The sequence below is a fragment of the Erythrobacter aurantius genome (assembly GCF_023823125.1).
Lineage (GTDB): Bacteria > Pseudomonadota > Alphaproteobacteria > Sphingomonadales > Sphingomonadaceae > Erythrobacter > Erythrobacter aurantius.
Genome location: NZ_CP090949.1, coordinates 401,517 through 426,067 on the forward strand (window position 1 = coordinate 401,517; position 24,551 = coordinate 426,067).

The 24,551-nt window shown below is 61.7% G+C and carries 24 protein-coding genes; 11 read left to right on the forward strand and 13 right to left on the reverse strand.

Annotation, left to right across the window (positions count from 1 at the left end):
- Nucleotides 1-29 precede the first annotated feature (29 nt).
- From L1K66_RS02015 to L1K66_RS02035, 5 genes are all read right to left on the reverse strand, one after another.
- Nucleotides 30-1,730 (reverse strand): long-chain-fatty-acid--CoA ligase, encoded by a 1,701-nt coding sequence (locus L1K66_RS02015; protein ID WP_252259395.1) that lies wholly within the window; start codon nt 1,728-1,730, stop codon nt 30-32.
- Between the two features lie 167 nt (nt 1,731-1,897).
- Nucleotides 1,898-2,665: a cell cycle transcriptional regulator TrcR gene (locus L1K66_RS02020; protein ID WP_252259396.1), complete on the reverse strand. Its 768-nt coding sequence runs from the start codon at nt 2,663-2,665 to the stop codon at nt 1,898-1,900.
- Between the two features lie 99 nt (nt 2,666-2,764).
- Nucleotides 2,765-3,802 (reverse strand): glycosyltransferase family 4 protein, encoded by a 1,038-nt coding sequence (locus L1K66_RS02025; protein ID WP_252260562.1) that lies wholly within the window; start codon nt 3,800-3,802, stop codon nt 2,765-2,767.
- Between the two features lie 80 nt (nt 3,803-3,882).
- Nucleotides 3,883-4,803 (reverse strand): UDP-2,3-diacylglucosamine diphosphatase, encoded by a 921-nt coding sequence (locus L1K66_RS02030; RefSeq protein WP_252259397.1) that lies wholly within the window; start codon nt 4,801-4,803, stop codon nt 3,883-3,885.
- Nucleotides 4,804-4,947: 144 nt separating this feature from the next.
- A complete protein-coding gene (locus L1K66_RS02035) occupies nt 4,948-5,970 on the reverse strand; it encodes an NAD(P)H-quinone oxidoreductase (RefSeq protein ID WP_252259398.1) in 1,023 nt (340 codons plus the stop codon).
- 122 nt (nt 5,971-6,092) lie between these two features.
- Between L1K66_RS02035 and L1K66_RS02040 the strand changes: the two genes are divergently transcribed.
- The 5 genes from L1K66_RS02040 to L1K66_RS02060 all read left to right on the forward strand — a co-directional run bounded on the left by L1K66_RS02040 (nt 6,093) and on the right by L1K66_RS02060 (nt 12,016).
- Nucleotides 6,093-6,296, forward strand: coding sequence for a DUF1192 domain-containing protein (locus tag L1K66_RS02040; protein ID WP_252259399.1), 204 nt, complete (start codon nt 6,093-6,095; stop codon nt 6,294-6,296).
- 120 nt (nt 6,297-6,416) lie between these two features.
- Nucleotides 6,417-8,798 carry an ATP-dependent Clp protease ATP-binding subunit ClpA gene (gene clpA, locus L1K66_RS02045; protein ID WP_252259400.1) on the forward strand — a complete coding sequence of 794 codons (2,382 nt, stop codon included), beginning with the start codon at nt 6,417-6,419 and terminating at the stop codon, nt 8,796-8,798.
- Between the two features lie 69 nt (nt 8,799-8,867).
- Nucleotides 8,868-9,872 carry a ligase-associated DNA damage response exonuclease gene (locus tag L1K66_RS02050; protein ID WP_252259401.1) on the forward strand — a complete coding sequence of 335 codons (1,005 nt, stop codon included), beginning with the start codon at nt 8,868-8,870 and terminating at the stop codon, nt 9,870-9,872.
- Entirely contained in the window at nt 9,869-11,461 is a 1,593-nt protein-coding gene (locus L1K66_RS02055) for a cisplatin damage response ATP-dependent DNA ligase (protein WP_252259402.1), read from the forward strand. The genes L1K66_RS02050 and L1K66_RS02055 overlap by 4 nt, the downstream gene beginning before the upstream one ends.
- 42 nt (nt 11,462-11,503) lie before the next feature.
- Nucleotides 11,504-12,016 (forward strand): DUF1993 domain-containing protein, encoded by a 513-nt coding sequence (locus tag L1K66_RS02060; RefSeq protein WP_252259403.1) that lies wholly within the window; start codon nt 11,504-11,506, stop codon nt 12,014-12,016.
- 109 nt (nt 12,017-12,125) lie between these two features.
- On the opposite strand, the gene L1K66_RS02065 is transcribed toward L1K66_RS02060, so the two are convergent.
- From L1K66_RS02065 to L1K66_RS02090, 6 genes are all read right to left on the reverse strand, one after another.
- A complete protein-coding gene (locus tag L1K66_RS02065; RefSeq protein WP_252259404.1) occupies nt 12,126-12,410 on the reverse strand; it encodes a DUF167 domain-containing protein in 285 nt (94 codons plus the stop codon).
- Entirely contained in the window at nt 12,391-12,987 is a 597-nt protein-coding gene (locus L1K66_RS02070) for a gamma carbonic anhydrase family protein (RefSeq protein ID WP_252259405.1), read from the reverse strand. Before L1K66_RS02070 ends, L1K66_RS02065 begins: the two co-directional genes overlap by 20 nt.
- The gene (locus L1K66_RS02075; protein ID WP_252259406.1) at nt 12,984-13,532 is read right to left on the reverse strand and encodes a GNAT family N-acetyltransferase; all 549 of its coding nucleotides are present in this window, start codon (nt 13,530-13,532) and stop codon (nt 12,984-12,986) included. Before L1K66_RS02075 ends, L1K66_RS02070 begins: the two co-directional genes overlap by 4 nt.
- Before the next feature lies 1 nt (nt 13,533).
- Entirely contained in the window at nt 13,534-14,082 is a 549-nt protein-coding gene (locus tag L1K66_RS02080) for a GNAT family N-acetyltransferase (RefSeq protein ID WP_252259407.1), read from the reverse strand.
- Nucleotides 14,075-15,070 carry a porphobilinogen synthase gene (gene hemB / locus L1K66_RS02085; protein WP_252259408.1) on the reverse strand — a complete coding sequence of 332 codons (996 nt, stop codon included), beginning with the start codon at nt 15,068-15,070 and terminating at the stop codon, nt 14,075-14,077. The genes L1K66_RS02080 and hemB overlap by 8 nt, the downstream gene beginning before the upstream one ends.
- 68 nt (nt 15,071-15,138) lie before the next feature.
- Nucleotides 15,139-16,707 (reverse strand): M23 family metallopeptidase, encoded by a 1,569-nt coding sequence (locus L1K66_RS02090; RefSeq protein ID WP_252260563.1) that lies wholly within the window; start codon nt 16,705-16,707, stop codon nt 15,139-15,141.
- Nucleotides 16,708-17,082: 375 nt separating this feature from the next.
- Here L1K66_RS02090 and L1K66_RS02095 point away from each other — a divergent pair, with 375 nt between their 5' ends.
- The 3 genes from L1K66_RS02095 (at nt 17,083) to fdxA (ending at nt 20,433) form a co-directional block, all read left to right on the forward strand.
- The gene (locus L1K66_RS02095) at nt 17,083-19,746 is read left to right on the forward strand and encodes a helicase-related protein (protein ID WP_407931970.1); all 2,664 of its coding nucleotides are present in this window, start codon (nt 17,083-17,085) and stop codon (nt 19,744-19,746) included.
- Entirely contained in the window at nt 19,743-20,024 is a 282-nt protein-coding gene (locus L1K66_RS02100; RefSeq protein WP_252259409.1) for a S4 domain-containing protein, read from the forward strand. Before L1K66_RS02095 ends, L1K66_RS02100 begins: the two co-directional genes overlap by 4 nt.
- 70 nt (nt 20,025-20,094) lie before the next feature.
- Nucleotides 20,095-20,433 (forward strand): ferredoxin FdxA, encoded by a 339-nt coding sequence (gene fdxA / locus L1K66_RS02105; protein ID WP_034956541.1) that lies wholly within the window; start codon nt 20,095-20,097, stop codon nt 20,431-20,433.
- Nucleotides 20,434-20,446: 13 nt separating this feature from the next.
- Here fdxA and L1K66_RS02110 read toward each other — a convergent pair whose 3' ends face one another.
- Complete coding sequence (locus L1K66_RS02110) at nt 20,447-21,328, reverse strand: tetratricopeptide repeat protein (protein WP_252259410.1); 882 nt, start codon at nt 21,326-21,328, stop codon at nt 20,447-20,449.
- Nucleotides 21,329-21,698: 370 nt separating this feature from the next.
- On the opposite strand from L1K66_RS02110, the gene L1K66_RS02115 reads away from it, so the two are divergent.
- From L1K66_RS02115 to L1K66_RS02125, 3 genes are all read left to right on the forward strand, one after another.
- The gene (locus L1K66_RS02115) at nt 21,699-22,232 is read left to right on the forward strand and encodes a CarD family transcriptional regulator (RefSeq protein WP_034956535.1); all 534 of its coding nucleotides are present in this window, start codon (nt 21,699-21,701) and stop codon (nt 22,230-22,232) included.
- Between the two features lie 171 nt (nt 22,233-22,403).
- Nucleotides 22,404-23,177, forward strand: a complete 774-nt coding sequence (locus tag L1K66_RS02120) for a head GIN domain-containing protein (protein WP_252259411.1) — start codon at nt 22,404-22,406, stop codon at nt 23,175-23,177.
- A 44-nt stretch (nt 23,178-23,221) separates the two neighbouring features.
- Entirely contained in the window at nt 23,222-23,566 is a 345-nt protein-coding gene (locus L1K66_RS02125) for a hypothetical protein (RefSeq protein WP_252259412.1), read from the forward strand.
- Here the strand turns inward: L1K66_RS02125 and L1K66_RS02130 are convergent.
- Nucleotides 23,563-24,516, reverse strand: coding sequence for an L-threonylcarbamoyladenylate synthase (locus tag L1K66_RS02130; protein WP_252260565.1), 954 nt, complete (start codon nt 24,514-24,516; stop codon nt 23,563-23,565). The genes L1K66_RS02125 and L1K66_RS02130 overlap by 4 nt on opposite strands.
- Nucleotides 24,517-24,551: the final 35 nt, after the last annotated feature.

The window sequence follows — 24,551 nt, forward strand, 5'->3', positions numbered from 1 at the left end:
GCTTCGGCGCACGCCGCTTGTTGGCGGCCTCAAAGAACTTCGGCGCGCAGGGCCTTACGATCTAGCTTGCCGATGATCGTGCGCGGCAGGCTTTCGCGGATCACCACCTGATCGACGCGCTCGTGCTTGCCGATCCGTTTGTTGAGCCACGCCTTCAACGTGTCGCCATCAACTGTGCCTGATCCTTCATTGAGCGTGACGTAGGCCCGCGGGACTTCGCCGCGATATTCCTCGGGCACGCCGATCACCAGCGCCTCTTTGACGGCCGCGTGCTTCAGGATCACATCCTCGACCACGCTCGGAAAGACCTTGAAGCCGCCGACAGCGATCATGTCCTTGATCCGGTCGACAATGCTCAGGAAGCCGTCTTCGTCCATCACTGCGACATCGCCGGTGCGAAGGTATTTCTTGTTACCGCGCGTAACAAACACGTCGGCATCGGTTTCCGGGCGATTCCAGTACCCGCGCATCACTTGCGGACCATGGATTGCAAGTTCGCCCGGTTGGCCTTCCGGCGCGAGCCTGGTGGGGTCTTCCTTGTCGAGCAGCACGATTTCCGTGCCCGGAACCAGTTGCCCGATGGTGCCACGCTTGCGTGTGCCCGCATAGGGATTGACCGAGACCACGCCGGAGCTTTCAGTCAGGCCATAACCTTCGACCAGCCGGACGCCGGTTACCGCTTCGAACTTCTCATGCACCGGGGCGGGCATCGGCGCGCCGCCTGAAATGCAGACCTTGAGGCTCGACAGGTCGGTCTTCGCAAGGTCCGGGTGATCGAGCAGAGCCTGAAACATCGTCGGCACGCCGGGAAATCCGGTGGTGCGATATTTCTGGATCGTCTTGAGCACTTGCGCCGCATCAAAGCGCGGTACCATCGCGATGGAGGCACCAGCGGCAACCGCATGATTGAGCAGCGCGGTGTTGGCGAAGACGTGGAAGAACGGCAGAGCGCCCATGAAGACTTCCGTGGACGGATCTTCGAAGGGATTGATCGAGGCCACTTGTTGCGCATTCTGGGTCAACTGGCTGTGGCCCAGCATCGCGCCCTTGGGTCGACCGGTCGTGCCGCCGGTGTATTGCAGCAGGGCGAGGTCTTCGTGCGTCACCTTTGGCAACGGGAAAGTTCGGCCTTCAAGCCACGATGTCCAATTGCAATCCGCCAGCATGTCGCTCCACATGCGGATTGGCTGGCCCTCTCCACCGTAGGAAACGTCGGCAATCTGGCTGCGCTTGAGCAGCTTCAGCGCCAGACCCTTGTACCATGGCAACATCTCGGCAAGGCTGCCGACCACCAGTGTTTCCAGCGGCGAGGCTTCCAACACCTGTGCTGCCGTGGAGTAGAGTTCCGGCACGTCGAGTGTGACCAGCAGACGGGTCCCGCTGTCCTCGACTTGCCACGCCAGTTCCTCGACCGAATAGAGCGGTGAGAAATTCACCACCACCGCTCCAGCCATCATCGCGCCGTAATAGGCCGATGCGTAAATCGGGACATTGGGCAGGAACAGGCCAACCCGGTCTCCCGGCTTGATTCCCATTTCCACCAGACCCAGCGCAAATTCCAGCGCATCCTGATGGATCTGACCGTAAGTGTATGTCCGCCCGAGGAAATGCAGGAACGGCGCATCTGGATTCTTGCGTACCGCGTTTTCCAGCAATTCAGGCAGCGTCATTAAGGGAAATGACGTGTCCCAAGGGGTAGGGTGATGATACGGGGGCGTATTGACACTCATGTCAGTAACAATGACGCAAGCCCGGCTTTCGCACAAGCGCAAGCTGATGCGCTAATGCGAATTTTTTGCAGCATCGCTTGCGGCGAGCAGGTCAAGCGCCATTCGCACACGCAAAAAGGGCGCCGGATGGTGGTCCGACGCCCTTTCGATATCACGTCTTTTGGACTTTATTCGCGCGTGTCTTCTTCAGATTTCTCTTCCGGGAAGACAGGGGCCGGCTCTTCGATGCCGGCCGCTTCAGCCTCGCGCTTGCGGGCCAGCCATGCTTCGGCTTCGGCTTCCTGGGCGGCTTCAGCTGCAGCCTTTGCGTTGGCGTCACGCTCGGCACGCAGTTCCTCGATCAGCTTGTCCTTGTCAGAACGGCCGTCGATGCCTTCCACTGCCTCTGCCTCTTCGGTCACGCCAGCGCGCTTGGCAGCCTTTGCGACAACCGCGTCAAGCTCGCGCTGCGAACACAGGCCCAGCGTCACCGGGTCCTTGGGCTGGATGTTCTGGATGTTCCAGTGGCTGCGCTCGCGGATCGCGCCGATGGTGTTGCGCGTCGTGCCGATCAGCTTGGAGATTTGCGCGTCCGACACTTCGGGATGGTTACGCAGGATCCAGGCGATGCCGTCGGGCTTGTCCTGACGCTTGGACACCGGGGTGTAGCGCGGACCCTTGGTGCGGGTCACCTCGACCGGAGCCTTGTGCATCTTGAGCGAGTATGAGGCATCGTTCTGCCCCTTTTCGATCTCTTCCAGCGTCAGTTCGCCGGCATGCACCGGATCACGACCGGTGTATTTGCTGCCTGCCAGATCATCGGCCATTGCCTGCACTTCGAGAATGTGAAGACCGCAGAATTCCGCGATCTGCTCGAACGACAGGCCGGTGTGGTCAACCAGCCAGGTGGCGGTGGCGTGCGGCATCAGCGGCTTGGGCTGATCCTTGATTGCCATGGGGAAATCTCCGTAAAAATGTAAAGGGCCGCCCCTTTCGGAGCGGCCGTTGCGAAGGGGCAGATAGGCCAAATTGGCCGCCACGGCAAGGAAAAGAGCCTATATCGCAGGCGCGGTGCGCAAGGAGACGCATTCTTCCTCTTCCAGCGCCACCAGCCCTTCGAGAAATTGCCGGGTCGCAGCCTCCCACGAAAACGCCGCGCCAGCCGCCGCGCACGCGCTCCTCTCACAATAGCGGGCGGCGTCGATGGCGCGGGCGAGATCTTCGGACATCGCCCCAACGTTGTCGGTCACGATATCGAGCGGGCCGGGGACAGGATAGGCTGCCACCGGGGTTCCGCAGGCCAGCGCCTCAATCATGACGAGGCCGAAAGTGTCGGTCTTGCTCGGAAAGACAAAGATATCGGCACCAGCGTAGAAGCCAGCGAGTTCGACCCCGCTGCGCTTGCCCATGAAGCGTGCGTCGGGAAATTTCGCCTCCAGCGAAGCGCGCGCCGGGCCGTCGCCAACGACGACTTTAGTGCCGGGATATTCGCAGGTGAGAAACGCCTCGATGTTCTTTTCGACCGCGATCCGCCCGACATAAAGCAAGATCGGCCCTTCGAGCCCGTCATATTCCGGCGGGCGCGACGCATCGGGCGAAAAGCAGGACAGGTCCACCCCCCGGCTCCAATGGTTGAGCTGGGTCAAACCCCGTTCACGCAACTGCTGCCGGATCGATTCGGTTGCCACCATGATCCGTTGCGCCGGTCGATGGAACCAGCGGATATAGCGCCAGAACCAGCTCGCCGGGAGGCCGGTGCGCCGAGCGAGATAGTCGGGGAACTGGGTGTGGTAGGCGGTGGTGAATGGCACCTTGCGGCTGACGCAATATCGCCGGGCGGCAAAGCCAAGCGGCCCTTCGGTCGCGATATGCACCGCGTCCGGCCCGATCCGCGCAAGCTTTCGGCCAACCGAACCCGGAGCCGTCAACGCCAGCCGGATCTCAGGATAGGTGGGGGCTGGAAAGGACCGATATTGCTCGGGAGAGATGATGGTGACGTCGTGCCCCCATTGGCGAAGAATATCGCATGTGGTGGAGAGCGTGCGCACCACTCCGTTGACCTGCGGGAACCAGGCATCGGTGACGATCGCGATCGACTGCGGCTCGGAACCGCCGCGATTGCCTGCAAACGGGTTCGGGCAATCAAAAGCCGCGGTGATGGCGGTCTGCCGGTTCACGCTGCCTCTCGTTCGCGGGGGGCTTCCGCATGGCCAGCGGAATCCTCCACTACACCGCGTTGGCGATCCGCGACGACATCGGCCCAATGCAGGATTTCCATCCTTCCGTCGAAGTGCTCGACCAATGCATTGCAGCCTTCCACCCAGTCGCCGTCGTTCCAGTATTCCACACTTCGGCCTTGGTGTTCGAAGCGGCGGAATTCAGCGGTGTGGATGTGGCCGCAAACAACGCCATCGACCCCGCGCTCTCCGGCGGCGCGGGCCACGACCTCCTCGTACTGGCCGATGAATTCGACGGCGTTCTTGACCTTGTGCTTGGCCGCCTTCGACAGTGACCAATACGGCTTGCCAAGCGCCTTGCGCACCGTGTTGACGACAACATTCAGGCGCATGACGGTATGATACGCCCAATCGCCGACGAATGCGAGCCAGCGTTGTGACAGCATGACGGCATCGAATTCATCGCCATGCAGCACCATCAGGCGGCGCCCGTCAGCTGTGTCATGGAACGCGGCACGGCGGATCTCTATCCCGCCGAAGTTCAATCCCGTGAACTGTCGGAACATCTCGTCGTGATTGCCGGGGATATAGATGATCCGCGTCCCGCGCTTTGCCCGCTTGAGCACGCGCCAGACGATATCGTTGTGCTCCGCCGGCCAGTAGAACTTCTTCTTGAGCCGCCAGCCATCGATGATGTCGCCCACCAGATACATCGTTTCGCTGTCGGTGCGGTCGAGGAAGTCGATCAACATTTCGGCGTTGCAGCCGCGCGTGCCGAGGTGGACGTCGCTGATCCATATCGTGCGATAGCGCCGCCGCTCGACCCCCTCCGGCTCCGGCCGTGCAGGCGGGCGCAGTGGCAGATTGGCGACCTTGTCGATATCCCGCGGTAGATCAGACAACATAAAACCGTTCATGGGGCGTCCTCGGACCTTCTTGCTCGGTCCGCATCCCATGACAGGGCAATGTTACAGGCGATTCACAGGCCCGTTACGGTTTAGAGAAAATGCGCGCGCTTGTGACAGCGAAGTGACGCAATTTCGTCAGAAGGCCACGAACGCTCAATCGCCAGCGACTTCGAGCATGATCTTGCCGATATGCTCCCCGGCTTCCATCCGCGCATGGGCAGCGGCGGCATCGGCAAGTGCGAAGGTCTGGTCCATCACCGGAGCAAGCTCGCCATTGGTGAACAAAGGCCAGGCGTTGATCGCAATTTCATCGGCCAAAGCGGCCTTGAACGCGTCCGAGCGCGGTCGCAGGGTTGACCCTGTCAGCGTGAGCCGCCGCATCATCACCATCGGCATGAACAGCTCGGCCTTGGCCCCGCCCAGCACCGCGATGGTTACATGCCGCCCGTCTTCGGCGAGGCATTGCAGGTTGCGCGGCACGTAATCGCCCGAAACCATGTCGAGCACGATGTTGACTCCCGCCCCGCCAGTATGCGCCCTCACCGCTTCGACGAAATCAGCCTCGCGATAGTTGATCGCGAGGTCGGCTCCGATTGACCGGGCGGCTGCGCATTTCTCTTCATCGCCGCAGGTCACGATCACTTCCAGCCCGAACGCCTTGGCCAGCATGATTGCCATCGTGCCGATGCCCGAAGTGCCGCCGTGCACCAGCAATCGCTCGCCATCGCGCGCGTAGCCGCGTTCAAAGACATTGTGCCACACGGTGAACAGCGTTTCAGGCAACGCCGCCGCAGTTATCAGCTCCATCCCGTCGGGAACGGGCAGGCAATGCTGCCACGGCGCGGTGCAATATTCGGCATAGCCGCCACCCGGAGTGAGCGCAGCGACCCTCTGCCCCAACATTTCGGCGGGCACTTCAGCCCCGATGCCGACGACTTGACCTGCGACTTCCAACCCCAGAATTGGCGATGCACCAGGAGGTGGCGGGTAAAGGCCGGCGCGCTGTGCGCAATCGGGCCGGTTCACTCCGGCATAAGCCACGCGGATCAGCACATCATGATCGCCGGGAGCAGGCGTATCGACAGTTCCCCTCTCAAGCACCCCCGGCCCACCCGGAGCGGCAAAGCCGATGGCTTGCATCGTCTCCGGAATGTGAGGTGTATCTGATCGACCCATCGTGCAAACCCCCTGTGTGCGTTGCGGTTCACGCATTCCCCGGTGCGTTTTCGCAATTGCGGCCCGCAAATAGCCACCATGCGCATTGACAGCAAGCGGGCAGTCTTGCGATGTTCCTCCCAATGGATGACGAGAATCTTCCGCGCCCGAAAGGCGATGCCGCCAGCCTGCTGGCCGGTGAGGATCTCTCCCCCTATTCCCAGGACGAATTGACGGACCGGATCGCCTTGCTCGAGGCCGAGATCGCTCGGGTCAAATCGCACCGCGACAAGGCGGCAGCGCATCGTGCGGCAGCTGACGCGCTGTTCGGCAGGCCCGGCACATGAATCGGGCCGCGCACCTCACTTCGGATTCGCAATCGTTTACGCATTCCCCATATAGTTTGCAGATCCTCTCCATCGCTCCGTTTCCCGGAGCACCGTTCGCCCCCCAATAGAGACACGCTCATGCCCAGTTTCGCCCAGAACCTCGAACGAACCCTCCACAACGCTTTGGCCCATGCGTCGGAGCGTCGGCACGAATATGCGACGCTGGAGCATCTTCTCCTGGCGCTGATCGATGACGAGGACGGGGCGCAGGTGATGGCGGCTTGCGGTGTCGACCTTGCCGAACTGGGCGAGGTGGTGAAGCAGTATCTCGATCAGGAATATCAGTCGCTCAAGACAGAGGATGACGCCGATCCGCAGCCAACGGCCGGGTTCCAGCGTGTGATCCAGCGCGCGATCCTGCACGTCCAGTCCTCGGGCAAGGACACGGTGACGGGTGCCAACGTACTGGTCGCACTGTTTTCCGAGCGCGACAGCTATGCGGTGTATTTCCTCCAGCAGCAGGACATGAGCCGCCTCGATGCCGTGAGCTATATCAGCCACGGCATCGGCAAGGGCGGGCGCCAGCTTGAATCGAAGTCGCCGCAGGGCACCGAGGAACCGGCTGCCGAGCAGGCCGAAGCGGCCAAGGAAGGCGCCGCGAAGAAAGAAACCGCTCTCGACCAGTTCACCGTCAACCTCAATGCCAAAGCCAAGGCTGGCAAGGTCGATCCGCTGATCGGTCGCGGACCGGAGGTGGACCGCACGGTGCAGATCCTCTGCCGCCGGTCAAAGAACAATCCGTTATATGTCGGTGATCCGGGCGTCGGGAAAACCGCAATTGCCGAAGGTCTGGCGCGTAAAATCGTCGAAGGCGATGTACCCGAAGTGCTGCTCAATGCGGTGATCTATTCGCTCGATATGGGCGCGCTGCTCGCCGGGACGCGTTATCGCGGCGATTTCGAGGAACGGCTGAAGCAGGTCGTGAACGAACTCGAAGGAATGCCCGACGCGATCCTGTTCATCGATGAAATCCACACGGTGATCGGTGCAGGCGCCACCAGCGGCGGGGCGATGGATGCATCGAACCTGTTGAAGCCCGCATTGTCGGGCGGGACGATCCGCTGCATCGGCTCGACTACTTACAAGGAATTCCGCAACCATTTCGAAAAGGACCGCGCTTTGCTGCGCCGGTTCCAGAAGATCGACGTCAACGAGCCGACGATCGAGGACACGGTGAAGATCCTTCAGGGCCTGCGCACCGCCTTTGAAGAGCATCACAATGTCAAATACACGCCCGACGCGCTGAAAACCGCGGTGGAACTGTCGGCGCGTTACATCAATGATCGCAAGCTGCCGGACAAGGCGATCGACGTGATCGACGAAGTCGGGGCGATGCAGATGCTGGTGCCGCCCAGCCGACGCAAGAAAAAGATCACCGCCAAGGAGATCGAGGCCGTGATCGCGACGATGGCGCGCATTCCTCCCAAATCGGTCAGCAAGGACGACAAGAAGGCGCTCGAAAACCTCGAACGCGATCTCAAGCATGTCGTCTTCGGCCAGGACGAAGCAATCACCCGGCTTGCGACCGCTATGAAGCTTTCGCGTGCGGGGCTTCGTGATCCGGACAAGCCGATCGGTTCGTTCCTGTTCAGTGGCCCCACCGGGGTCGGCAAGACCGAGGTCGCACGTCAGCTGTCCTCGATCATGGGGATCGAGCTGAAGCGCTTCGACATGTCCGAATATATGGAGCGCCACAGTGTCTCCCGCCTGATCGGCGCACCTCCGGGCTATGTCGGATATGATCAGGGCGGGCTGCTCACCGACGCCGTTGACCAGAATCCGCACTGCGTCCTGCTGCTCGACGAGATCGAAAAGGCCCACCCCGATCTGTTCAACATTCTGCTGCAAGTGATGGATAACGGCCGCCTGACCGATCATCACGGCAAGACGGTCGATTTCCGCAATGTCGTGCTGATCATGACGACGAATGCCGGCGCTGCCGACATGGCGCGGCAGGGCATTGGTTTCGGCGACGTGTCGAAGGAAGATGCGGGCTCTGAAGCGGTGAAGAAAATGTTCACTCCGGAATTCCGCAACCGTCTCGATGCGATCGTGCCCTTTGCCTACCTTGGCAAGAGCACGGTGGCCCGCGTGGTCGACAAATTCATCCTTCAGCTCGAACTGCAGTTGGCCGAACAGAACGTCCACATCCAGTTCGACAGCGATGCCCGCTCGTGGCTGGCGGACAAGGGCTATGACAAGCTCTACGGTGCGCGTCCGATGGGCCGCTTGATCCAGGAAAAGATCAAGCAGCCGCTCGCCGAGGAACTTCTGTTCGGCAAGCTCGCCGATGGCGGCGAAGTGCATGTCAGCATAAAGGACGGCAAGCCCGCCTTCGAACTGACCCCCGCAGCACCCAAGGCGAAGCCCACGCGCAAGAAGGCGGCACCGAAGAAGAAGCCTGCCGCAAAGAAGGACGATCCGAAGCCCGAGGAATCGGGCAGCGACAAGGAAGGCTGATCCGGCGATTATCGATCAGAACGGGCGCGATTGGGGAAACCCTCTCGCGCCCTTTTCGTATATTCCGATATGAACACTGCGTTTTCCTGGATCCGGCCCGAACCGTGGGGTGTGCATGTCGTCCCGGCGGATGTCTGGATCGATCCGGGACGGGCCGTAGACCGGGCACTGATTACCCACGGTCACGCCGATCACGCACGCGGCGGACATGGGGCAACGATTGCCACCCCGGAAACGCTGGCGATCATGAAGTTGCGCTACAACACCCGCAAAGGCGCGACACCGGTTCAATATGGCGAGGCGATCCGCCTGCCGGGCGGTGTCGATGCGACCTTCGTTCCGGCGGGCCACGTGCTGGGCAGCGCGCAGATCTTGTTGGAACACGCAGGGGAGCGCGTGGTGATCACCGGCGACTACAAGCGCCGCGCCGATCCGACATGTGCGCCGTTTGAAGTCACGCCTTGCGATATCTTCATAACCGAGGCGACTTTCGGCCTGCCCGTCTTCACCCACCCGCCGATCGAAGATGAAATGGCGAAACTGCTTAGTGCGCTGCACGGGCATCCGGAAGGATGCGTGCTGGTTGGCGCCTATGCTCTGGGCAAGGCGCAGCGGGTGATTGCGGAATTGCGTGCTGCGGGTCATTCGCAACCGATCTTCCTGCACGGCGCGATGGAGAAGATGTGCCGCTTGTATCAGGATCACGGGGTGGATCTGGGTGAATTGCGGCTCGTCAGCGATCACGAAAAGGAGGCGATGCGCGGGCAAATCGTCATCGCCCCTCCCTCGGCGCTCAATGATCGCTGGTCACGCCGCTTGCCTTCGCCCGTCACCGCCATGGCCAGCGGCTGGATGCGGGTGCGCGGACGGGCGCGGCAGCGCGGAGTCGAATTGCCGCTGGTGATCTCCGATCATGCCGACTGGAACGAACTCACGCAGACAATCGAGGATGTGAACCCGCAGGAAGTCTGGGTCACCCACGGGCGCGAAGAGGCGTTGCTGCGCTGGTGCGAACTGGGCCAGCGCCGGGCGCGGGCGCTCGCGCTGGTGGGGCGAGAGGATGAGGACGAATGAAGGCGTTCGCCTCTCTGCTCGACACGCTCGTCTACACCACCAGCCGCAATCGCAAGCTGGCGCTGATCGCGGAGTACCTGCGCGAAACGCCCGATCCCGATCGCGGCTGGGCGCTGGCGGCGTTGACAGGAGAACTGGATTTCCCGGCGGTCAAATCCTCGACTATTCGCAAGCTGATGGCGGAACGGGTCGATCCGGTGTTGTGGACACTATCGCGCGATTTCGTCGGAGACACGGCGGAAACCGCCAGCCTGCTGTGGCCGGAGAGCGAGGCGGATGACGATCCGCCGTCCGTTGCTCAAGTCGTCGATATGCTCTCAGCCCTCAATCGCGTCACCGCGCCCAAAGAACTGCCCAATCTGCTCGACAGGCTGGATACGAACGGCCGCTTCGCCCTGATCAAGCTTGCGACCGGGGGAATGCGGGTCGGAGTTTCGGCACGGCTGGCGAAGACGGCGTTTGCGCAAAGTTTCGGTGTGTCGGTGGATGCGGTGGAGGAATACTGGCACGCGCTGGCCCCGCCCTATTCCGAGCTGTTCGCATGGGCGGCCAATGGCGACGCCCCGCCTGATGTTTCGAACAGGCCGCGCTTTCGCCCGTTCATGCTGGCACACCCGCTCGAAGAAACGGTGGTGGATCTCACCGACTATGCCGCCGAATGGAAATGGGACGGTATCCGGGTTCAACTGGTTCGCGTCGCGGGCGAAACGCGGCTTTATTCGCGCAGCGGCGACGACATTTCCGCAACCTTCCCCGAATTGCTCGACGTGTTGCCGCTGGACGCCGTGCTGGACGGAGAATTGCTGGTCAGGGGCAATGCGCAGGGCGGCGAGGAAGGCGGAGCGGCCAGTTTCAACGCGCTGCAACAAAGGCTCGGTCGCAAGACCGTCTCGAAGAAGATGCTGGCCGAATTTCCGGCCTTCGTGAGGCTCTACGATGCGCTTGTGATAGATGGCGAAGACCTGCGTGAAAGGCCGTGGTCAGAACGCCGCGCCGCACTCGAAAATCTGATGGATCGCTTGCCGCGATCACATTTCGACATTTCGGCCATCGTCGAAGCACGCGATTTCGATCATCTCGCGCAAATCCGCGAAACGGCGCGTGACGAGGCAATCGAGGGACTGATGCTCAAGCGTCGGGACAGCCCCTATGTCCCCGGGCGCAAGGTCGGGCTGTGGTACAAATGGAAACGCGATCCGCTGCTGATCGATTGCGTCCTGATGTACGCGCAGCGGGGATCGGGCAAGCGGTCGAGCTTCTATTCCGATTACACCTTCGGCTGCTGGGATGGCGATCCGGATGCGGGGGCGGAATTGCTCCCGGTGGGCAAGGCCTATTCGGGCTTCACCGATGCGGAATTGAAGATGCTCGACAAACTCGTCCGACAGACCACGGTCAACCGCTTTGGCCCGGTGAGAGAAGTCGAGCGAACGCTGGTGTTCGAAGTCGCCTTCGACAGCGTGCATGCCTCGAAACGCCACAAGAGCGGCCTCGCCATGCGGTTTCCCCGCATCCACCGCATCCGCTGGGACAAGCCGGTGCACGAGGCAGACAGGATCGAAAGCTTGCGCGGATTGATTAAGGACTGAGCGCCGCCTAACTGCCGGAATAACTTCACCGGAAAGAGCACAATGTCCTACGCCACCGCAGCACTTGCGACTTACGCCAATTCGCTGGCCACTCTTGACCACCTCGTCACCAAGGCGGAGGGCCACGAAGCAGGAGAGGCGCTGCTTCACGCCCGGCTGGCAGAGGATATGTTCCCACTTCACACCCAAATCCGCTTTACCATTGATCAGGTGGTGACCGCGCTGAAGCGGCTCGGGCAAGTCGACCTGTCCACTGACGACAGCGACATAACCTCCTTTGCCGATGCCCACTCACGCATCGCCGCTGCGCGCAAACTGATCGCCGATACTGACGCCGCGACCTGGCCAGCAAGCAGCGACATTGTGGAATTCGATCTTCCGAACGGCATGGCCTTCGCGATGCAGGCCCATGAATACTGCCGCGACTGGGCAACACCGCAGGTCTATTTCCACCTGATGACCACATACACGATCCTGCGCGCAGAAGGTTTGGCAGTCGGCAAGGCGGATTATGTCGGCTACATGATGAAATATCTGAAACAGCCCGCGTCCTGAAATACATCGCTACGATCCTGCGACGCGTGCGAGGTTGGTCCAAGCGGCTGCTGCTTGTGATCACGCTCTGGGGATTTGCCTTCGCCGTTGAAGCGGAAAGTGCAGCGGCTTAGCTGCGATCGATCAGGAAAACCTTGTTCCGCGATGTCTCTCCGCGTGCCAGTCTGACCCGCGACGGCGCGATGCCCAACCCGCGCGCGATCAGTTCTGCGATGGCGGTATTGGCTGCGCCATCCTGCGGCTTTGCCCGAACCTTGGCGTGGAGGACGGCTTCGCTCACCGACAGGCCTTCGGCACGGGCACCCGGAGTTGCCTTGATCGACAGCCTGCCATCGGCATCGATCAGGGCGGCGATTTGCGCCGGAGGTGGAAGATCAGGTTCCGGACGCGCCATCGCCCAGCGCCGCCCGCACTGCGTCCGCATGGTGTTTAGCGTTTTCGGCGTAATGGGCGACACCCACGCGCATACCGGCAATCGCAGGTTCGGGCAGATCGCGCAGCTTGGTTGCTGGACGGCCTGCCCATAGTTCGCGCTCGCCCATGACCTTGCGTTCGGTCAGCATTGCGCCCGCCGCCAGCATCGCGTCCGATCCGATCACCGCCTTGTTCATGACAATCGCGCCAAGGCCGACAAACCCGCGATCATGGATAGTGCAACCGTGAACCATCGCCATGTGACCGATCAGCACGTCGTCACCGATCACTAGCGGGCACCCTTCCTCGTCTCCGGGGCGAGGCGGATCGCAGTGGAGAACGCTGCCGTCCTGGACATTGGTGCGCTCGCCGATGCGGATGGTGAACACATCGGCGCGGACCACGCAATTGTACCAGATCGAGCTGCCCGCTCCGATCTCGACATCGCCGATGATCGTCGCGCCGGGCGCGATGAAGGCGGTTTCATGGATCTTCGGCGTCTTGCCGTGGATCGGGATGATGTTGGCGCCGGGAAATCGGGCGGGATGGGCGGTCATTGCTGTTGCTCCCATTGTTCGCGGGTGATCGCGTACTGGATGATCGGTTCCGGGTCGGCCGGATCGACGAAGTCGAGGTCCTTGCGCCGTTCCATGCCGAGCTTTTCCATCAGCCGCCAGCTGCCGACATTAGCGTTACAGGTCAAGGCGACGATATGCGGGGCTTTGTGCACGCCAAAGCCCCAATCGACCACCGCCCGCATGGCTTCGTGGGCATAACCCATCCGCCAGCGGTCCTCGCGCACCAGCCAGCCGATTTCATGGTCGCCGGGGTTGGGTGCCTGAGGATGGACCACCCGCCGCAGCCCGCAATGGCCGACCATTTCGCACGTGGCGCGTTCTTCCATGATCATGAATCCGAACCTTTCGGCGGCGAATCCGGAACGAGCAGCTTCATGTTTCGCTGCCATCACTTCGCGCGGCTGCACTCCGCCCAGATACCGCATCACCGCAGGCGTATTGAGCAGTCGCATGTGCAGATCGAGATCGGCAGCTTCGATCTGGCGGAGGATCAGCCGCGAGGTTTCAAGGACGATTTCGGCCATGTCAGCCGCGCCAGTCCGATTGCGCTATTGAATAGACGATTATGCGGCCGGATTCGGGATCGAAATCGACGTTGTCGAAATCGAGATCCTCGCGGCGCCTCATGCCGAGCCGGATCATCAGACCCCAGCTCGGGCGGTTGGCGTCGACGGTCAGCGCGACAACTTCATCAGCCGCAAACTTCTCAAAAGCCAGGTCGAGCGATGCACTGGCCGCTTCCTTCGCATAGCCGTGGCCCCATGCATCTTCACGGAGGCGCCAGCCTATCTCCATCATCCCGATCGGGCCGCCTTGCTGGTTGCATCGCTTTAGTCCGCAAAAGCCGAGGATCGCGCCGTCTTCCTTGTGTTCCACCACCCAAAACGTGTGGCCGAATTCGCTTTGATAGGAGAGCAAGCGGTCTTGCGCCGCCTGTCGCTTTGCCTCGTCACAGACCCCGCCCAGCCAGCGCATGACTGCGGGTGTGTTGGTGTGGCGCCAGAACTCGGTCCAGTCATCCTCACGCCAGTCGCGCAGGATCAGCCGTTCTGTCTGGTGTCGGAATTCAGCCATTCAGCAGGCGCGCCGCGTGCGGGGCGTGATAGGTCAACACGCCCGAGCTGCCCGCCCGCTTGAAGGAAAGCAGGGTCTCGAGCACCAGCGCGTCTCGATCCCCCGCGCCAGCCGCTGCGGCAGCTTCAATCATCGCGTATTCGCCGCTCACCTGATAGGCGAAGACGGGGACCCCGAAAGCATCACGCACCCGGCGCACAATGTCGAGATAGGGAAGGCCCGGCTTCACCATGACGCTGTCGGCACCTTCAGCTATGTCGAGCTCGACTTCGCGCAGCGCCTCGTCGCCATTGGCCGGGTCCATCTGATAGGTTTTCTTGTCCCCTTTCAGCAGTCCGCGCGATCCCACCGCATCGCGGAACGGGCCGTAAAAGGCGCTCGCATACTTGGCGGCGTAGCTCATGATCTGGACGTTGTGGTGCCCGGCCATTTCCAGCGCCATCCGGATCGCATGGATGCGACCGTCCATCATGTCCGAAGGGGCGATGATGTCCGCACCGGCCTCAGCCTGGTTGATCGCCTGATCGACCAGCACGGCAACGGTATCGTCATTGGTGACATACCCCTTGGTATCGAGGAGGCCATCCTGCCCGTGGCTGGTATAAGGGTCGAGCGCGACATCGGTCAGCACGCCGATGGCATCGCCGCAGGCATCCTTGATCGCGCGGATGGCAGTGCACATCAGATTGTCCGGATTATGCGCTTCTTCTCCTGCGTCGGTGCGCTTTTCAGGGGGAGTGTTGGGGAAGAGAGCGATCACGGGAATGCCCAGATCGACCGCTTCCTTTGCACGGGCGACAATTCCGTCAACCGACCAACGCGAAACACCCGGCAGCGAAGAAATCGGCTCTTCTACGCCTTGGCCGGAGGTGACAAACAGCGGCCAGATGAGGTCTGCCGGTGTCAGCATGGTTTCGCGATGAAGCGCACGGCTCCATGCGGTTGCGCGGGTACGGCGCAGGCGGGTGTTGGGATATTTGCCAGTCATGTGCGCGGTGTTGCCGCAAATGCTGGCCGCGATCAATTGCGGTGTGAGTACGCCCGGCTTGGCGGACTTCAGTTGATGCGCCGGGCGAGGTCGATCTTCTCGATCTCGCGCTCGGGTTCTTTGACCTCGCTGGGCAGGGGTTCGAGGTCTTCGAGTGCCGCGCCCGGTTCGATTTCGCGCAGTTCGATCAGCTTGCGCTGGAAATCGATCAGTTCGGTGCCCGACAAGACGGCACGGGTGACGAAGTCGACACTCGCAGGATTGATGGCGCGACCATTGCGATACATTTCGTAATGGAGGTGTGGCCCGGTCGATAGCCCGGTGGAACCGACGTAGCCGATGACTTGCCCGCGCCGGACTTCCTGCCCGCTGCGCACAGCCATGCGGCTCATGTGGCAATAGCGGGTCGAAAGGCCGCCACCGTGATCGAGCCTGACCGCAATGCCGCAACCGCCCGCGCGTCCTGCGGAGCTTACCCGGCCATCGGTGACGGCGACAATGGGGGTGCCGTGGCGCGCTCTGAAATCCATGCCCGAGTGCATTCGGCGATATCCGAGAATGGGGTGACGGCGCATACCGAAACTGGATGAGATTGATCCGGGGACAGGCGCAACGAGGCCGCGGCGCTGTTCACCTACGCCCGATGCTTCGTAGAAACGGCCATCCTTACCCCAGCGCATCAACTGTGTCTTTGGCTTGCCGTCGCGTTCGAGCCCGGCGAACAGCAGTTGTCCTGCCTGCCGCTCTCCTGTCGCGGCGCGGCGATAGGCGATGATGATGTCGAATTCGTCCGTGGCGCGAACTTCGCGGTCGAGGTCGATCTGATCGTCGAGGGCGCGGAGGAAATCCTGCACCGCGCTGGCAGGGACGCCCGAGGCCCGCATCGATCGGTAAAGGCTGGAACCGACCTTGCCGCGGACACGAAGCGGGGTGTCGTCGACACGAATGATGTTGCGAACAAGCGCCAGATCGCCGCCGATCCCGGTTTCTGGATCTGCTCCCTGACGGCCCACTTCCAGTTCAAGATCAAACCGTGCGCGGAACTTGAGCGCATCGAGCGGCCGGGCGGCGCCCGGTTCTGGTCGCCGGCCAAGAACAATGTCCATTTTTGTGCCAGGCTCGATTTCGGACAGCGGCATGGCCCCTCCGATCAAGGCGCTGACCCGGCCGATATCGGTCGCAGAAACGCCAGCCCGGCGGAGCATGCTAGCAAACGAGTCGCCAGCGGCGAGGGTTGCGACCATATCGATCCGCGGGCGCTCTGGTGCGTTCTCGAGAGGGATAACATCCGCCGTCGGCCCCATGCGGCGCCCGCTGTCCGCGCCAAGGGCAAGCGGCATGATCATCTGGCTGCGGAACTCGTCGCGAATTTCCTCGCCCTGAGGCATGGCTGAACGGGCTTCAAGCGGGGCCATGCTAGGCCAGAAAGCCACCGCGACCGCGCCAAGAGCGACCATCGTGCCAAGGCCCCGGAACCAGCGCCGACTGCCGATATCCTCGGCAAGATCGGGCGTCAGATCAAGCGAATGAAACCACGTTCCAGCCTTCAGCTTCCATTCGTCATAGCGTTGGGCGAACCCGTCCACCCGGGCGAGGACCTGGCGCTTGACGAGGGTGTTCTTCGATGGCGGTGCCATCTGGCGAGAACGATGGAAATAGGATGCAAATTCGCGAGCCGCGTCAGGCGACAGTTCGGCGCTTTCAGGCCCGAAGCTTTCAGGCACGGCAAGGTCGCCGGCGCTGTCGGCCGTTCGTCCATTTTCCGGAATATCGCCTGTGTGATCCAATTCTACGGTTCCCCGACGCCAGCACTGAAACGCCGCGCAAGCATCGCCAATGTCTGTTGCGCGGGGACAATGGCCGATCAAGGTAAATCTGCACTTAACCAGCGATCAGCCGAGTCTCGCATGCGATAAGGCGTTTTGCGTATACGTTTTTCTCGTTCACAGCCCTTTCACCATTCGTCGCGCACGGGATTGCCCGCCCCGCCCAAGCCTGACACAAGAGCCAGCGTGACCTTCAACAATTCCGCAAGATCGAGGGACCAGGGCCGGGTCCGTGCCGTGCTCGGCCCGACGAATACGGGCAAGACCCATCTCGCGATCGAGCGGATGTGCGGCCATTCCTCGGGCATGATGGGCTTTCCGCTGCGGTTGCTGGCGCGGGAGGTCTATGACCGGGTGCGCACGATCAAAGGCGACAATCAGGTCGCCCTCATAACCGGGGAGCAAAGGATCGAGCCGCCTGACGCGCGCTATTTCTGCTGCACGATGGAAGCGATGGACCGGCTGGGCGGCGGCCATGCCTTTGTCGCGATCGACGAGGCGCAGATCGGCGCGGACCCCGAACGAGGCCATATCTTCACCGATCGCCTGCTACACGCGCGCGGGCGGGAAGAGACGATGATCCTGGGTTCGGCCACGCTCGAACCTGTGGTCAGACGGTTGATCCCCGGTGTGGAGATGATTGACCGGCCCCGCTTCTCGACCCTTTCGCACGCGGGAACAGCAAAGCTGTCACGATTGCCGGCGCGCAGCGCAGTGGTCGCCTTCTCGATCGAGCAGGTCTACGCCATGGCCGAAGCCTTGCGGAGGTTTCGCGGCGGGGCGGCGGTGGTGATGGGGGCGCTTTCACCAGAAACGCGCAACAAGCAGGTCGAATTGTTCCAGAACGGTGATGTGGACTATATTGTCGCCACCGACGCGATCGGCATGGGGCTCAACCTCGATTTGCACCATGTCGCATTTGCCGCGCTGACGAAGTTCGACGGGCGGCGCAAGCGGCGCCTTACCCCGTCCGAGATGGCTCAGATTGCAGGGCGTGCAGGAAGGCATCAACGCGACGGCAGTTTTGGCACCCTCACCGGAGGAGGCAGCCGATCCGGAGCCCCGGTCGAATTCACCGACGAGGAAGTGGTCGCGATCGAAGAGCACAATTTCGCGCCGCTAACCCATTTGAACTGGCGTGAGGCCGAACCGCGCTTCGATACCATTGAAACGTTGATAAGCGATCTTGAAGCCCGGCCCGAACACGAAATGCTGCGGGGCGCACCCGAAGCGATCGACCTTTCCGTTCTGAAGCGGTTGGCCAGCGAGCCCCTGGCGGACAGCGTCCGTGGCGCTGGTAGTGTCAGGCGGTTCTGGGAGGCCTGTTCGCTCCCCGATTTTCGTCAGGTTGGGGTGGATCCCCATGCCCGTTTCGTCGCAAGACTTTGGCATGACCTGCGCGAAGGCTATCTGGGCGCCGATTTCGTTGCCGCACGCATTGCCGAGTTGGATCGGGTGCAGGGTGACATCGACACTTTGCAGGGAAGGATAGCCGCGATCCGATCCTGGGCTTATATCTGCCAACGGCCGGACTGGGTTCTGGCCCGCGACGAAATGGCTGCGCGCGCACGCGCGGTCGAGGCGAAGCTGTCGGATGCGCTGCATGCGCGCCTTACCGAACGTTTCGTCAATCGGAGGACAACAATACTTATGAAATCGCTCGGACAGGATGGGTCCGCCTTGCCCGTATCGCTTGAAAAGGATGGAGCCGTGACCGTGGAGGGTGAACGGATTGGCCGTCTCGACGGCTTCCGTTTCGCGATTGATCCCGACACGGGTCTGGGAGAGCGCAAGATGCTGCTCGCCGCCGGCGAAAGGGCTCTGCCTTCCATTCTGGCGCAGCGGGCAGAATGGCTGTTGTCCGACGGAATCACGGAACTTTCGATCCGTGATGGTGCAATCGAATGGGCCGGGCAGGCGCTCGCCAGAATTGAGGTGCCCGACGACTTCGGCACGCCGCGCCTCGCCTTCGGGCGCGAGCTTTCAACATTGGCGGAAGCGGACAGAGCAAAGCTCGAATCGGGATTGCTCGCATGGCTTGAGCGGCAGTTGGAGCCACTGGCGCCCCTTCGCAGCCTCGCCGAGGCGGCCCGCGATCCCGAAGCAGGGAGCGAGGCTCGAGGTCTGCTGATTACTCTCATAGACGCTCGCGGCAGTATCGACCGCGAAAGCGCCGGGCTTGAGCATCTGCCCAAGGAGATGCGCCCCTATCTGCGCAAGCTGGGCGTGACCTTCGGCGCGCTGGATGTCTTCGCTGCGGCGCTCCTGAAACCGGCCCCGCGGCGCTTGCTCCACGCCTTGAACCTTGACCAGCGCCCCCTGCAGGAAATGATGCTTCCGGTCTTGAGTGAAAAAGGGCCGGTACCAGCAGGCTACCGCCTTGCAGGAGGCCAGATGATCCGCGTCGATCTGGCGGAAAAGATACTGCGTGCCGCCTTCGATGCGCGAGCAAAGGTTGCAGGCAAGGATCGCAACGCACAGTTCCGGCTCGACCTTTCGCTCGCGATTTCGATCGGACTGGAGGAAGAGAACGCCCGGCGGCTGCTTGGCAGCGCAGGCTTCCGCGTGCACCGTGCGCGCCCTCTGGCCGAAGGTGCGCAAGGCCCCGTTGCCCCGGATGGCTGGACCTGGCGCCCCCGGCGACCGGGTGAGAAACTGCGCAGGCCGCAAGAGGATCGGCGGAGCGGCAGACCCAAGGCCAAGCGCGATGACAACCGCAAACGGACAAAGCCGGGAGCGCGCAAGACAGACAAGGGTGAAAGGCCCCGTCAGGCGGCCAAGCCGGTAGACACCGGCCCGGCGCGCGCCGGTGGCGCCTTTGACAAGCTGGCGGATTTGCTGCGCGGATGAGCGCGGACGCGCTGGAAACGATCCGGCTCGACAGGCTGCTTGTCTATCTGCGCTTCGCCCGGACGCGGTCGGTTGCAAGGGCAATGATCGAATCGCATTGTCTGCGGCGCAACGCCAAGCGGGTGATGCGGACCAGCGAGAATGTTGCAGTCGGCGATGTGCTGACCCTCATGGTCGGCAACGATGTGCGCGTGGTGGAGGTGCTGTCGATCCCGGAGCGGCGGGCATCGCCCGCGTTGGCCAAGTCTCATTATCGTGAGCTTGACCCCCGGGGATAATTGCTCTTAGCAGCGCGTAAGTCCGAAACCCGGCCTGTTCGGCCGATCTTGTCCTGATGAAAGAAGCTCAATGACTTACGTCGTCACTGATGACTGCATCAAATGCAAATACACCGATTGTGTCGAGGTGTGCCCGGTCGATTGTTTCTACGAAGGCGAGAACATGCTGGTGATCAATCCCAGCGAATGCATTGATTGCGGCGTCTGCGAACCCGAATGCCCGGCAGAAGCCATCCTGCCCGATACCGAAGACGGTCTGGAAAAATGGCTTGAGCTGAACACGAAGTATTCGGCGGAATGGCCCAACATCACCAGCCAGAAGGAACCGCCCGCTGATGCCGATGAGCACAAGGGCGAAAAGGGCAAGTTCGAGAAATACTTCAGCCCTGAGCCGGGCGAAGGCGACTAAACCGATTCGGGCTTCACTCGTGCGGCGCCTTGCCGGCGGCGGCGATCAATCTGGAGCCACTGGCAATCATTTCTGATGCCTTTGCCCGGGTATCCGCATCCGGATCAAAGCGTTCAGCAAGCGCGAACCATTCGATGGCTTCGCGCATGAGCGGCTCGTTGATGAACATCTCCTCGCCTTCCATCCTGAAGCCGCGGCGGGCCAATGCCGAACCCGCACGAAAAGCAGCGTCCGCTCGCTCCCATTCATAGGCTTTTGCAAACCATTCCGCTGCGGCCGCATTGTCGACCGGGGTTCCGTCACCTTTCTCGTGAATCTGCCCGAGCAGAAACGCCGCATTGGCCTGCTTCTGGCTGGCCGCCTGTTCCAGCATGAAGCGGGCGGCAACCGGATCGCGTTCCATGCCGACACCCATCAGGAAATAGCCACCCAGATCGGTTTGGGCGTCGCGGTCGCCGGCTGCGGCTGCCATGCGGCAAAGGCGCAAGCCTTCGGGAATGTCGGCTGGCCCGCCCTGCCCGTGAATCAGCATGTTGCCATAGGCGCACCAGGCCTGATGCCAGCCCCCTTGCGCGGCGAGGCGATACAGGTTTCGGGCTTTCTCGAAATCCTGCTCCCGCCCCTCTCCATCAAAATGACAGGTCGCGCGATTGTGCAGGCCATCGGGGCGCCTATCACTCACCCGCTCGAAATAGTCGCAAGCAAGCGCACGGTTGCGGGTGATGCCAAACAGGCCAAAGGAATGGATCTCGCCCAGCAGTTCGGCCGAGCTGTCGTCGCCCTGTTGCGCCAGCGATTCAAGCTGTTCGAGCAGGTCTTCGGCTTCGATCTGATCGAGTTCGAGCAGAATCGCCTGAACCTGTTCGGATGCGTCCGGGGTGTATGCCGGTGGCATTGTAGTGCCCAGTTGAAGAAGCACCGGGAGCGCCAAGTATGCCAGCACAGCGAAGACCTTTACTGCCCAAGCCGCGGTTCGGCTTGTCCTTGCGCGACCAATATGGGCATTGCTGAGCATTTGAAAGCGGGCAACCGGAGCAAGATGCGCGCTCGAAACTGCGACTCGCAATATTGTTGCGGTTGTGTTATATAATGCTGCAACTGCGCCGGTTGGTCCCGGCGTTGGCGAAGAAAAACCAGAAAGGCCGCTACCCAGCAACGACAGTCCTGAACGACGTTAACCCGGTTCTCGCCCTCCCCAAGCAGCAGAACCGCAAGGGAATTCGTCCGTTTTTCAGCTGTCGTACGGCCACAAGAAAGGAACTCGCATGGCTAGCAATGCGCACGCTTTCACCGTCGGTGACTACGTTGTTTACCCCAAGCACGGCGTGGGCCGGGTGATCGAGCTTCAGAGCGAAGAGATCGCGGGCATGCAACTCGAACTCTATGTGCTGCGTTTCGAAAAAGAACGCATGACTCTGCGCGTCCCCATCAACAAGGTTGAATCGATCGGCATGCGCAAGCTTTCCTCGGACAAGACCTTGAAAGAAGCGATGGACACGCTGAAGGGCAAGCCCAAGGTGAAGCGCACCATGTGGTCACGCCGCGCACAGGAATACGAAGCGAAGATCAATTCGGGTGAGATCGTGCTGATCGCCGAGGTGACCCGCGACCTGTTCCGCCCCGAAGATCAGCCCGAACAGAGCTATTCCGAACGGCAGATCTTCGAAGCCGCATCGAGCCGCCTCGCCCGCGAATTGGCTGCGATGGAGGAGACCGACGAGGCCACCGCGCTCGAAAAGATCCTCGAAGTGCTGCGTGAACACGCGCCGCAATATTACGAGAACAGCGAAGAAGCCTGATCCTTCCCAGCCGTTTCGAAAGAGATTCGGGGCCATCCGCAAGGGTGGCCCCTTTCTTTTGCGCGACCGGCACAAGCCATGCTCCTTGCAAGTTACGCCATAGTGTATTAACTCAGTAACACGCTATAGATGCATTTGCAGCAGACGGAGGCAAGAATGTTGGATCGGCTCATGAAAAGGATGGCCCCGCTCGCGGCCATGGCGCTTGGTGCCGCGCTGTCAGGGTGCGGTGACATGGATGTTACCATCAACGGTCAGGAAGGCGTGCCGCTGGCCGAACTCGACATGAGCGGCCCGGTACCGGATGAAATCGTTGTCGCATCGGGTGACAAGGTCATCATTTCCGAAGGCGATGAACTGACGATCACGGTCGAAGGCGATGATGATGCTGTGTCGGACCTGCGCTTCGTGCGCGACGGCAGCATGTTGGGCGTCACGCGGGAAAGCCGTTCCTGGGGCGATTCGGGTTCCGCGATCATTCGCGTCACCATGGCTGCCCCGCGCGAGCTGGTGATCGGTGGGAGCGGCGAGATCGAGACATCGGGCGTGGCCTCCACCGCCGAAGCCACAATCGGCGGCTCCGGAACGATCAGGCTCGGCACTGTCACAGCAGACAAGCTTGAGGTGGTGATCGGCGGCGCTGGCGAAATTTTCGCCGCGGGCACGGCCAAGGCGCTCGAAATATCGATCGGTGGATCGGGAAGTGCCGATTTTTCGGAACTGACCGCAGATGACGTCGAAATTTCGATTGGCGGATCGGGCGATGTGACGCTCAAGTCGGATGGTGAAGTCGAAGCCAATATCGGCGGGTCGGGCAATATCACCGTGGTTGGCAGCGCCAAATGCACGCTCAACTCCTTTGGTTCGGGCACGCTTGATTGCAGGCCGGCCCCGGGAGCAGCGGCGCCTGAAGCTATTGCCGAAGAGGAACCCGGCACCGAATAACAACGGCCGACCTTTGTCGGCTTGCATTCCACACTGGAGCGCGCATGCTTGACGCCATGCGCGCTCCTTTGCTTCTGGCCCTTGCTGCCGCCTCGCTCATCCTGTCGGGATGCATCGTAAAGACCGCGGCCAATGTCGTCACCGCCCCTGTGCGCGTCGGCGCAGAAGCGGTCGATCTCGCAACCACAAGCCAGTCAGAGGCGGATGAGGCAAGGGGTCGGGAGATACGCAAGCGCGAAGAGCGGCTCGGCAAACTCGAACGAGAGTATCGTGAAGAGCAGCAGCAATGCGATGAAGGCGATCGCTCAGCGTGCCGCGATGCCGAGGCGATTTATGCCGAGATACAGGAGATCCTGCCCACTATTCCAGCTGAACCCGAGCGCGGTTAGTCAGGCAGACTTGCGGCCCGGCGCAGGCGATCATTGATCGCCCGGCCGACTTCGCCGTAGGGGATGGGAGCGACCGCTATTGCAGGCTTTTCCGAGGCGGCAGCGCGGTGCAGGCAATCATAGAGGCGGGCAGCCGCTTCAATCAGATCGCCCGATGGTGACAGATTGCAGTCACCATCCAGTTCACCGAACCCTATGAAGTACTCTCCATCCTCCGCCCGGCTCGCGCTCAGTTTCATTGGCTTGCCCGGGGAATAGTGGCGGGAGAGTTGGCCAGGCGCTTCAATCCCGGCGTCAGTCGCAGCCGTTTCGGGGCCGAGAATGCGTTCCAGCGTTTCCTTTGTGACGGGGCCAGGGCGAAGCAAAGACCAGTCACCTCCTTCGCGCAAGGCCACGATGGTTGATTCAAGTCCCTTCTGGCTCGCCCCGCCATCAAGCACCATCGGACAAGCATCGCCCAGTGAAGCGACCACGTGATCGGGCAGGGTCGGGCTGATTTCCTCGCTGCGATTGGCTGAAGGCGCAGCGACAGGGAAACCGGTTTGCGCCAGAACGGCCTGCATCACGCGGTGTGCGGGCTGGCGCAAGGCTATGGTGGGCAAACCTGCCGTCACTGCGCCGGCAATCTGCGCCCCTTCGCGCAAAGGCAGCACCATCGTCAGCGGACCGGGCCAGAACCGCTCGGCCAGATCGAGGGCGCGATCATCGAAATGCGCGATTTCCTCTGCCTGGGCGCGGTCGCGGACATGGACGATCAACGGGTTGAAGTCGGGGCGGCCCTTTGTCGCATAAATGCGCGCCACGGCGTCGGCGCTGTCCGCTCGCGCGGCAAGGCCGTAAACCGTCTCTGTCGGAAGTGCGACCAACCCTCCCGATTCGAGGATTCGCGCCGCTCGCCCGACACCTTCGGCATCCGCTTGCACCACTTCCGTAACGTTCTTGCCGCTCATCTTCTGGCCGCTATATTCTTCGATGATCCATGCCA

Excerpts from the sequence above, each read along its gene's own strand:
- L1K66_RS02015 (WP_252259395.1), bottom strand. The coding sequence starts at position 1,730 with ATGAGTGTCAATACGCCCCCGTATCATCACCCTACCCCTTGGGACACG.
- L1K66_RS02020 (WP_252259396.1), bottom strand. The coding sequence starts at position 2,665 with ATGGCAATCAAGGATCAGCCCAAGCCGCTGATGCCGCACGCCACCGCC.
- L1K66_RS02030 (WP_252259397.1), bottom strand. The coding sequence starts at position 4,803 with ATGAACGGTTTTATGTTGTCTGATCTACCGCGGGATATCGACAAGGTC.
- L1K66_RS02035 (WP_252259398.1), bottom strand. The coding sequence starts at position 5,970 with ATGGGTCGATCAGATACACCTCACATTCCGGAGACGATGCAAGCCATC.
- L1K66_RS02040 (WP_252259399.1), top strand. The coding sequence starts at position 6,093 with ATGGATGACGAGAATCTTCCGCGCCCGAAAGGCGATGCCGCCAGCCTG.
- clpA (WP_252259400.1), top strand. The coding sequence starts at position 6,417 with ATGCCCAGTTTCGCCCAGAACCTCGAACGAACCCTCCACAACGCTTTG.
- L1K66_RS02050 (WP_252259401.1), top strand. The coding sequence starts at position 8,868 with ATGAACACTGCGTTTTCCTGGATCCGGCCCGAACCGTGGGGTGTGCAT.
- L1K66_RS02055 (WP_252259402.1), top strand. The coding sequence starts at position 9,869 with ATGAAGGCGTTCGCCTCTCTGCTCGACACGCTCGTCTACACCACCAGC.
- L1K66_RS02060 (WP_252259403.1), top strand. The coding sequence starts at position 11,504 with ATGTCCTACGCCACCGCAGCACTTGCGACTTACGCCAATTCGCTGGCC.
- L1K66_RS02065 (WP_252259404.1), bottom strand. The coding sequence starts at position 12,410 with ATGGCGCGTCCGGAACCTGATCTTCCACCTCCGGCGCAAATCGCCGCC.
- L1K66_RS02070 (WP_252259405.1), bottom strand. The coding sequence starts at position 12,987 with ATGACCGCCCATCCCGCCCGATTTCCCGGCGCCAACATCATCCCGATC.
- L1K66_RS02075 (WP_252259406.1), bottom strand. The coding sequence starts at position 13,532 with ATGGCCGAAATCGTCCTTGAAACCTCGCGGCTGATCCTCCGCCAGATC.
- L1K66_RS02080 (WP_252259407.1), bottom strand. The coding sequence starts at position 14,082 with ATGGCTGAATTCCGACACCAGACAGAACGGCTGATCCTGCGCGACTGG.
- hemB (WP_252259408.1), bottom strand. The coding sequence starts at position 15,070 with ATGACTGGCAAATATCCCAACACCCGCCTGCGCCGTACCCGCGCAACC.
- L1K66_RS02090 (WP_252260563.1), bottom strand. The coding sequence starts at position 16,707 with ATGGCACCGCCATCGAAGAACACCCTCGTCAAGCGCCAGGTCCTCGCC.
- L1K66_RS02100 (WP_252259409.1), top strand. The coding sequence starts at position 19,743 with ATGAGCGCGGACGCGCTGGAAACGATCCGGCTCGACAGGCTGCTTGTC.
- fdxA (WP_034956541.1), top strand. The coding sequence starts at position 20,095 with ATGACTTACGTCGTCACTGATGACTGCATCAAATGCAAATACACCGAT.
- L1K66_RS02110 (WP_252259410.1), bottom strand. The coding sequence starts at position 21,328 with ATGCCACCGGCATACACCCCGGACGCATCCGAACAGGTTCAGGCGATT.
- L1K66_RS02115 (WP_034956535.1), top strand. The coding sequence starts at position 21,699 with ATGGCTAGCAATGCGCACGCTTTCACCGTCGGTGACTACGTTGTTTAC.
- L1K66_RS02120 (WP_252259411.1), top strand. The coding sequence starts at position 22,404 with ATGAAAAGGATGGCCCCGCTCGCGGCCATGGCGCTTGGTGCCGCGCTG.
- L1K66_RS02125 (WP_252259412.1), top strand. The coding sequence starts at position 23,222 with ATGCTTGACGCCATGCGCGCTCCTTTGCTTCTGGCCCTTGCTGCCGCC.
- L1K66_RS02130 (WP_252260565.1), bottom strand. The coding sequence starts at position 24,516 with ATGAGCGGCAAGAACGTTACGGAAGTGGTGCAAGCGGATGCCGAAGGT.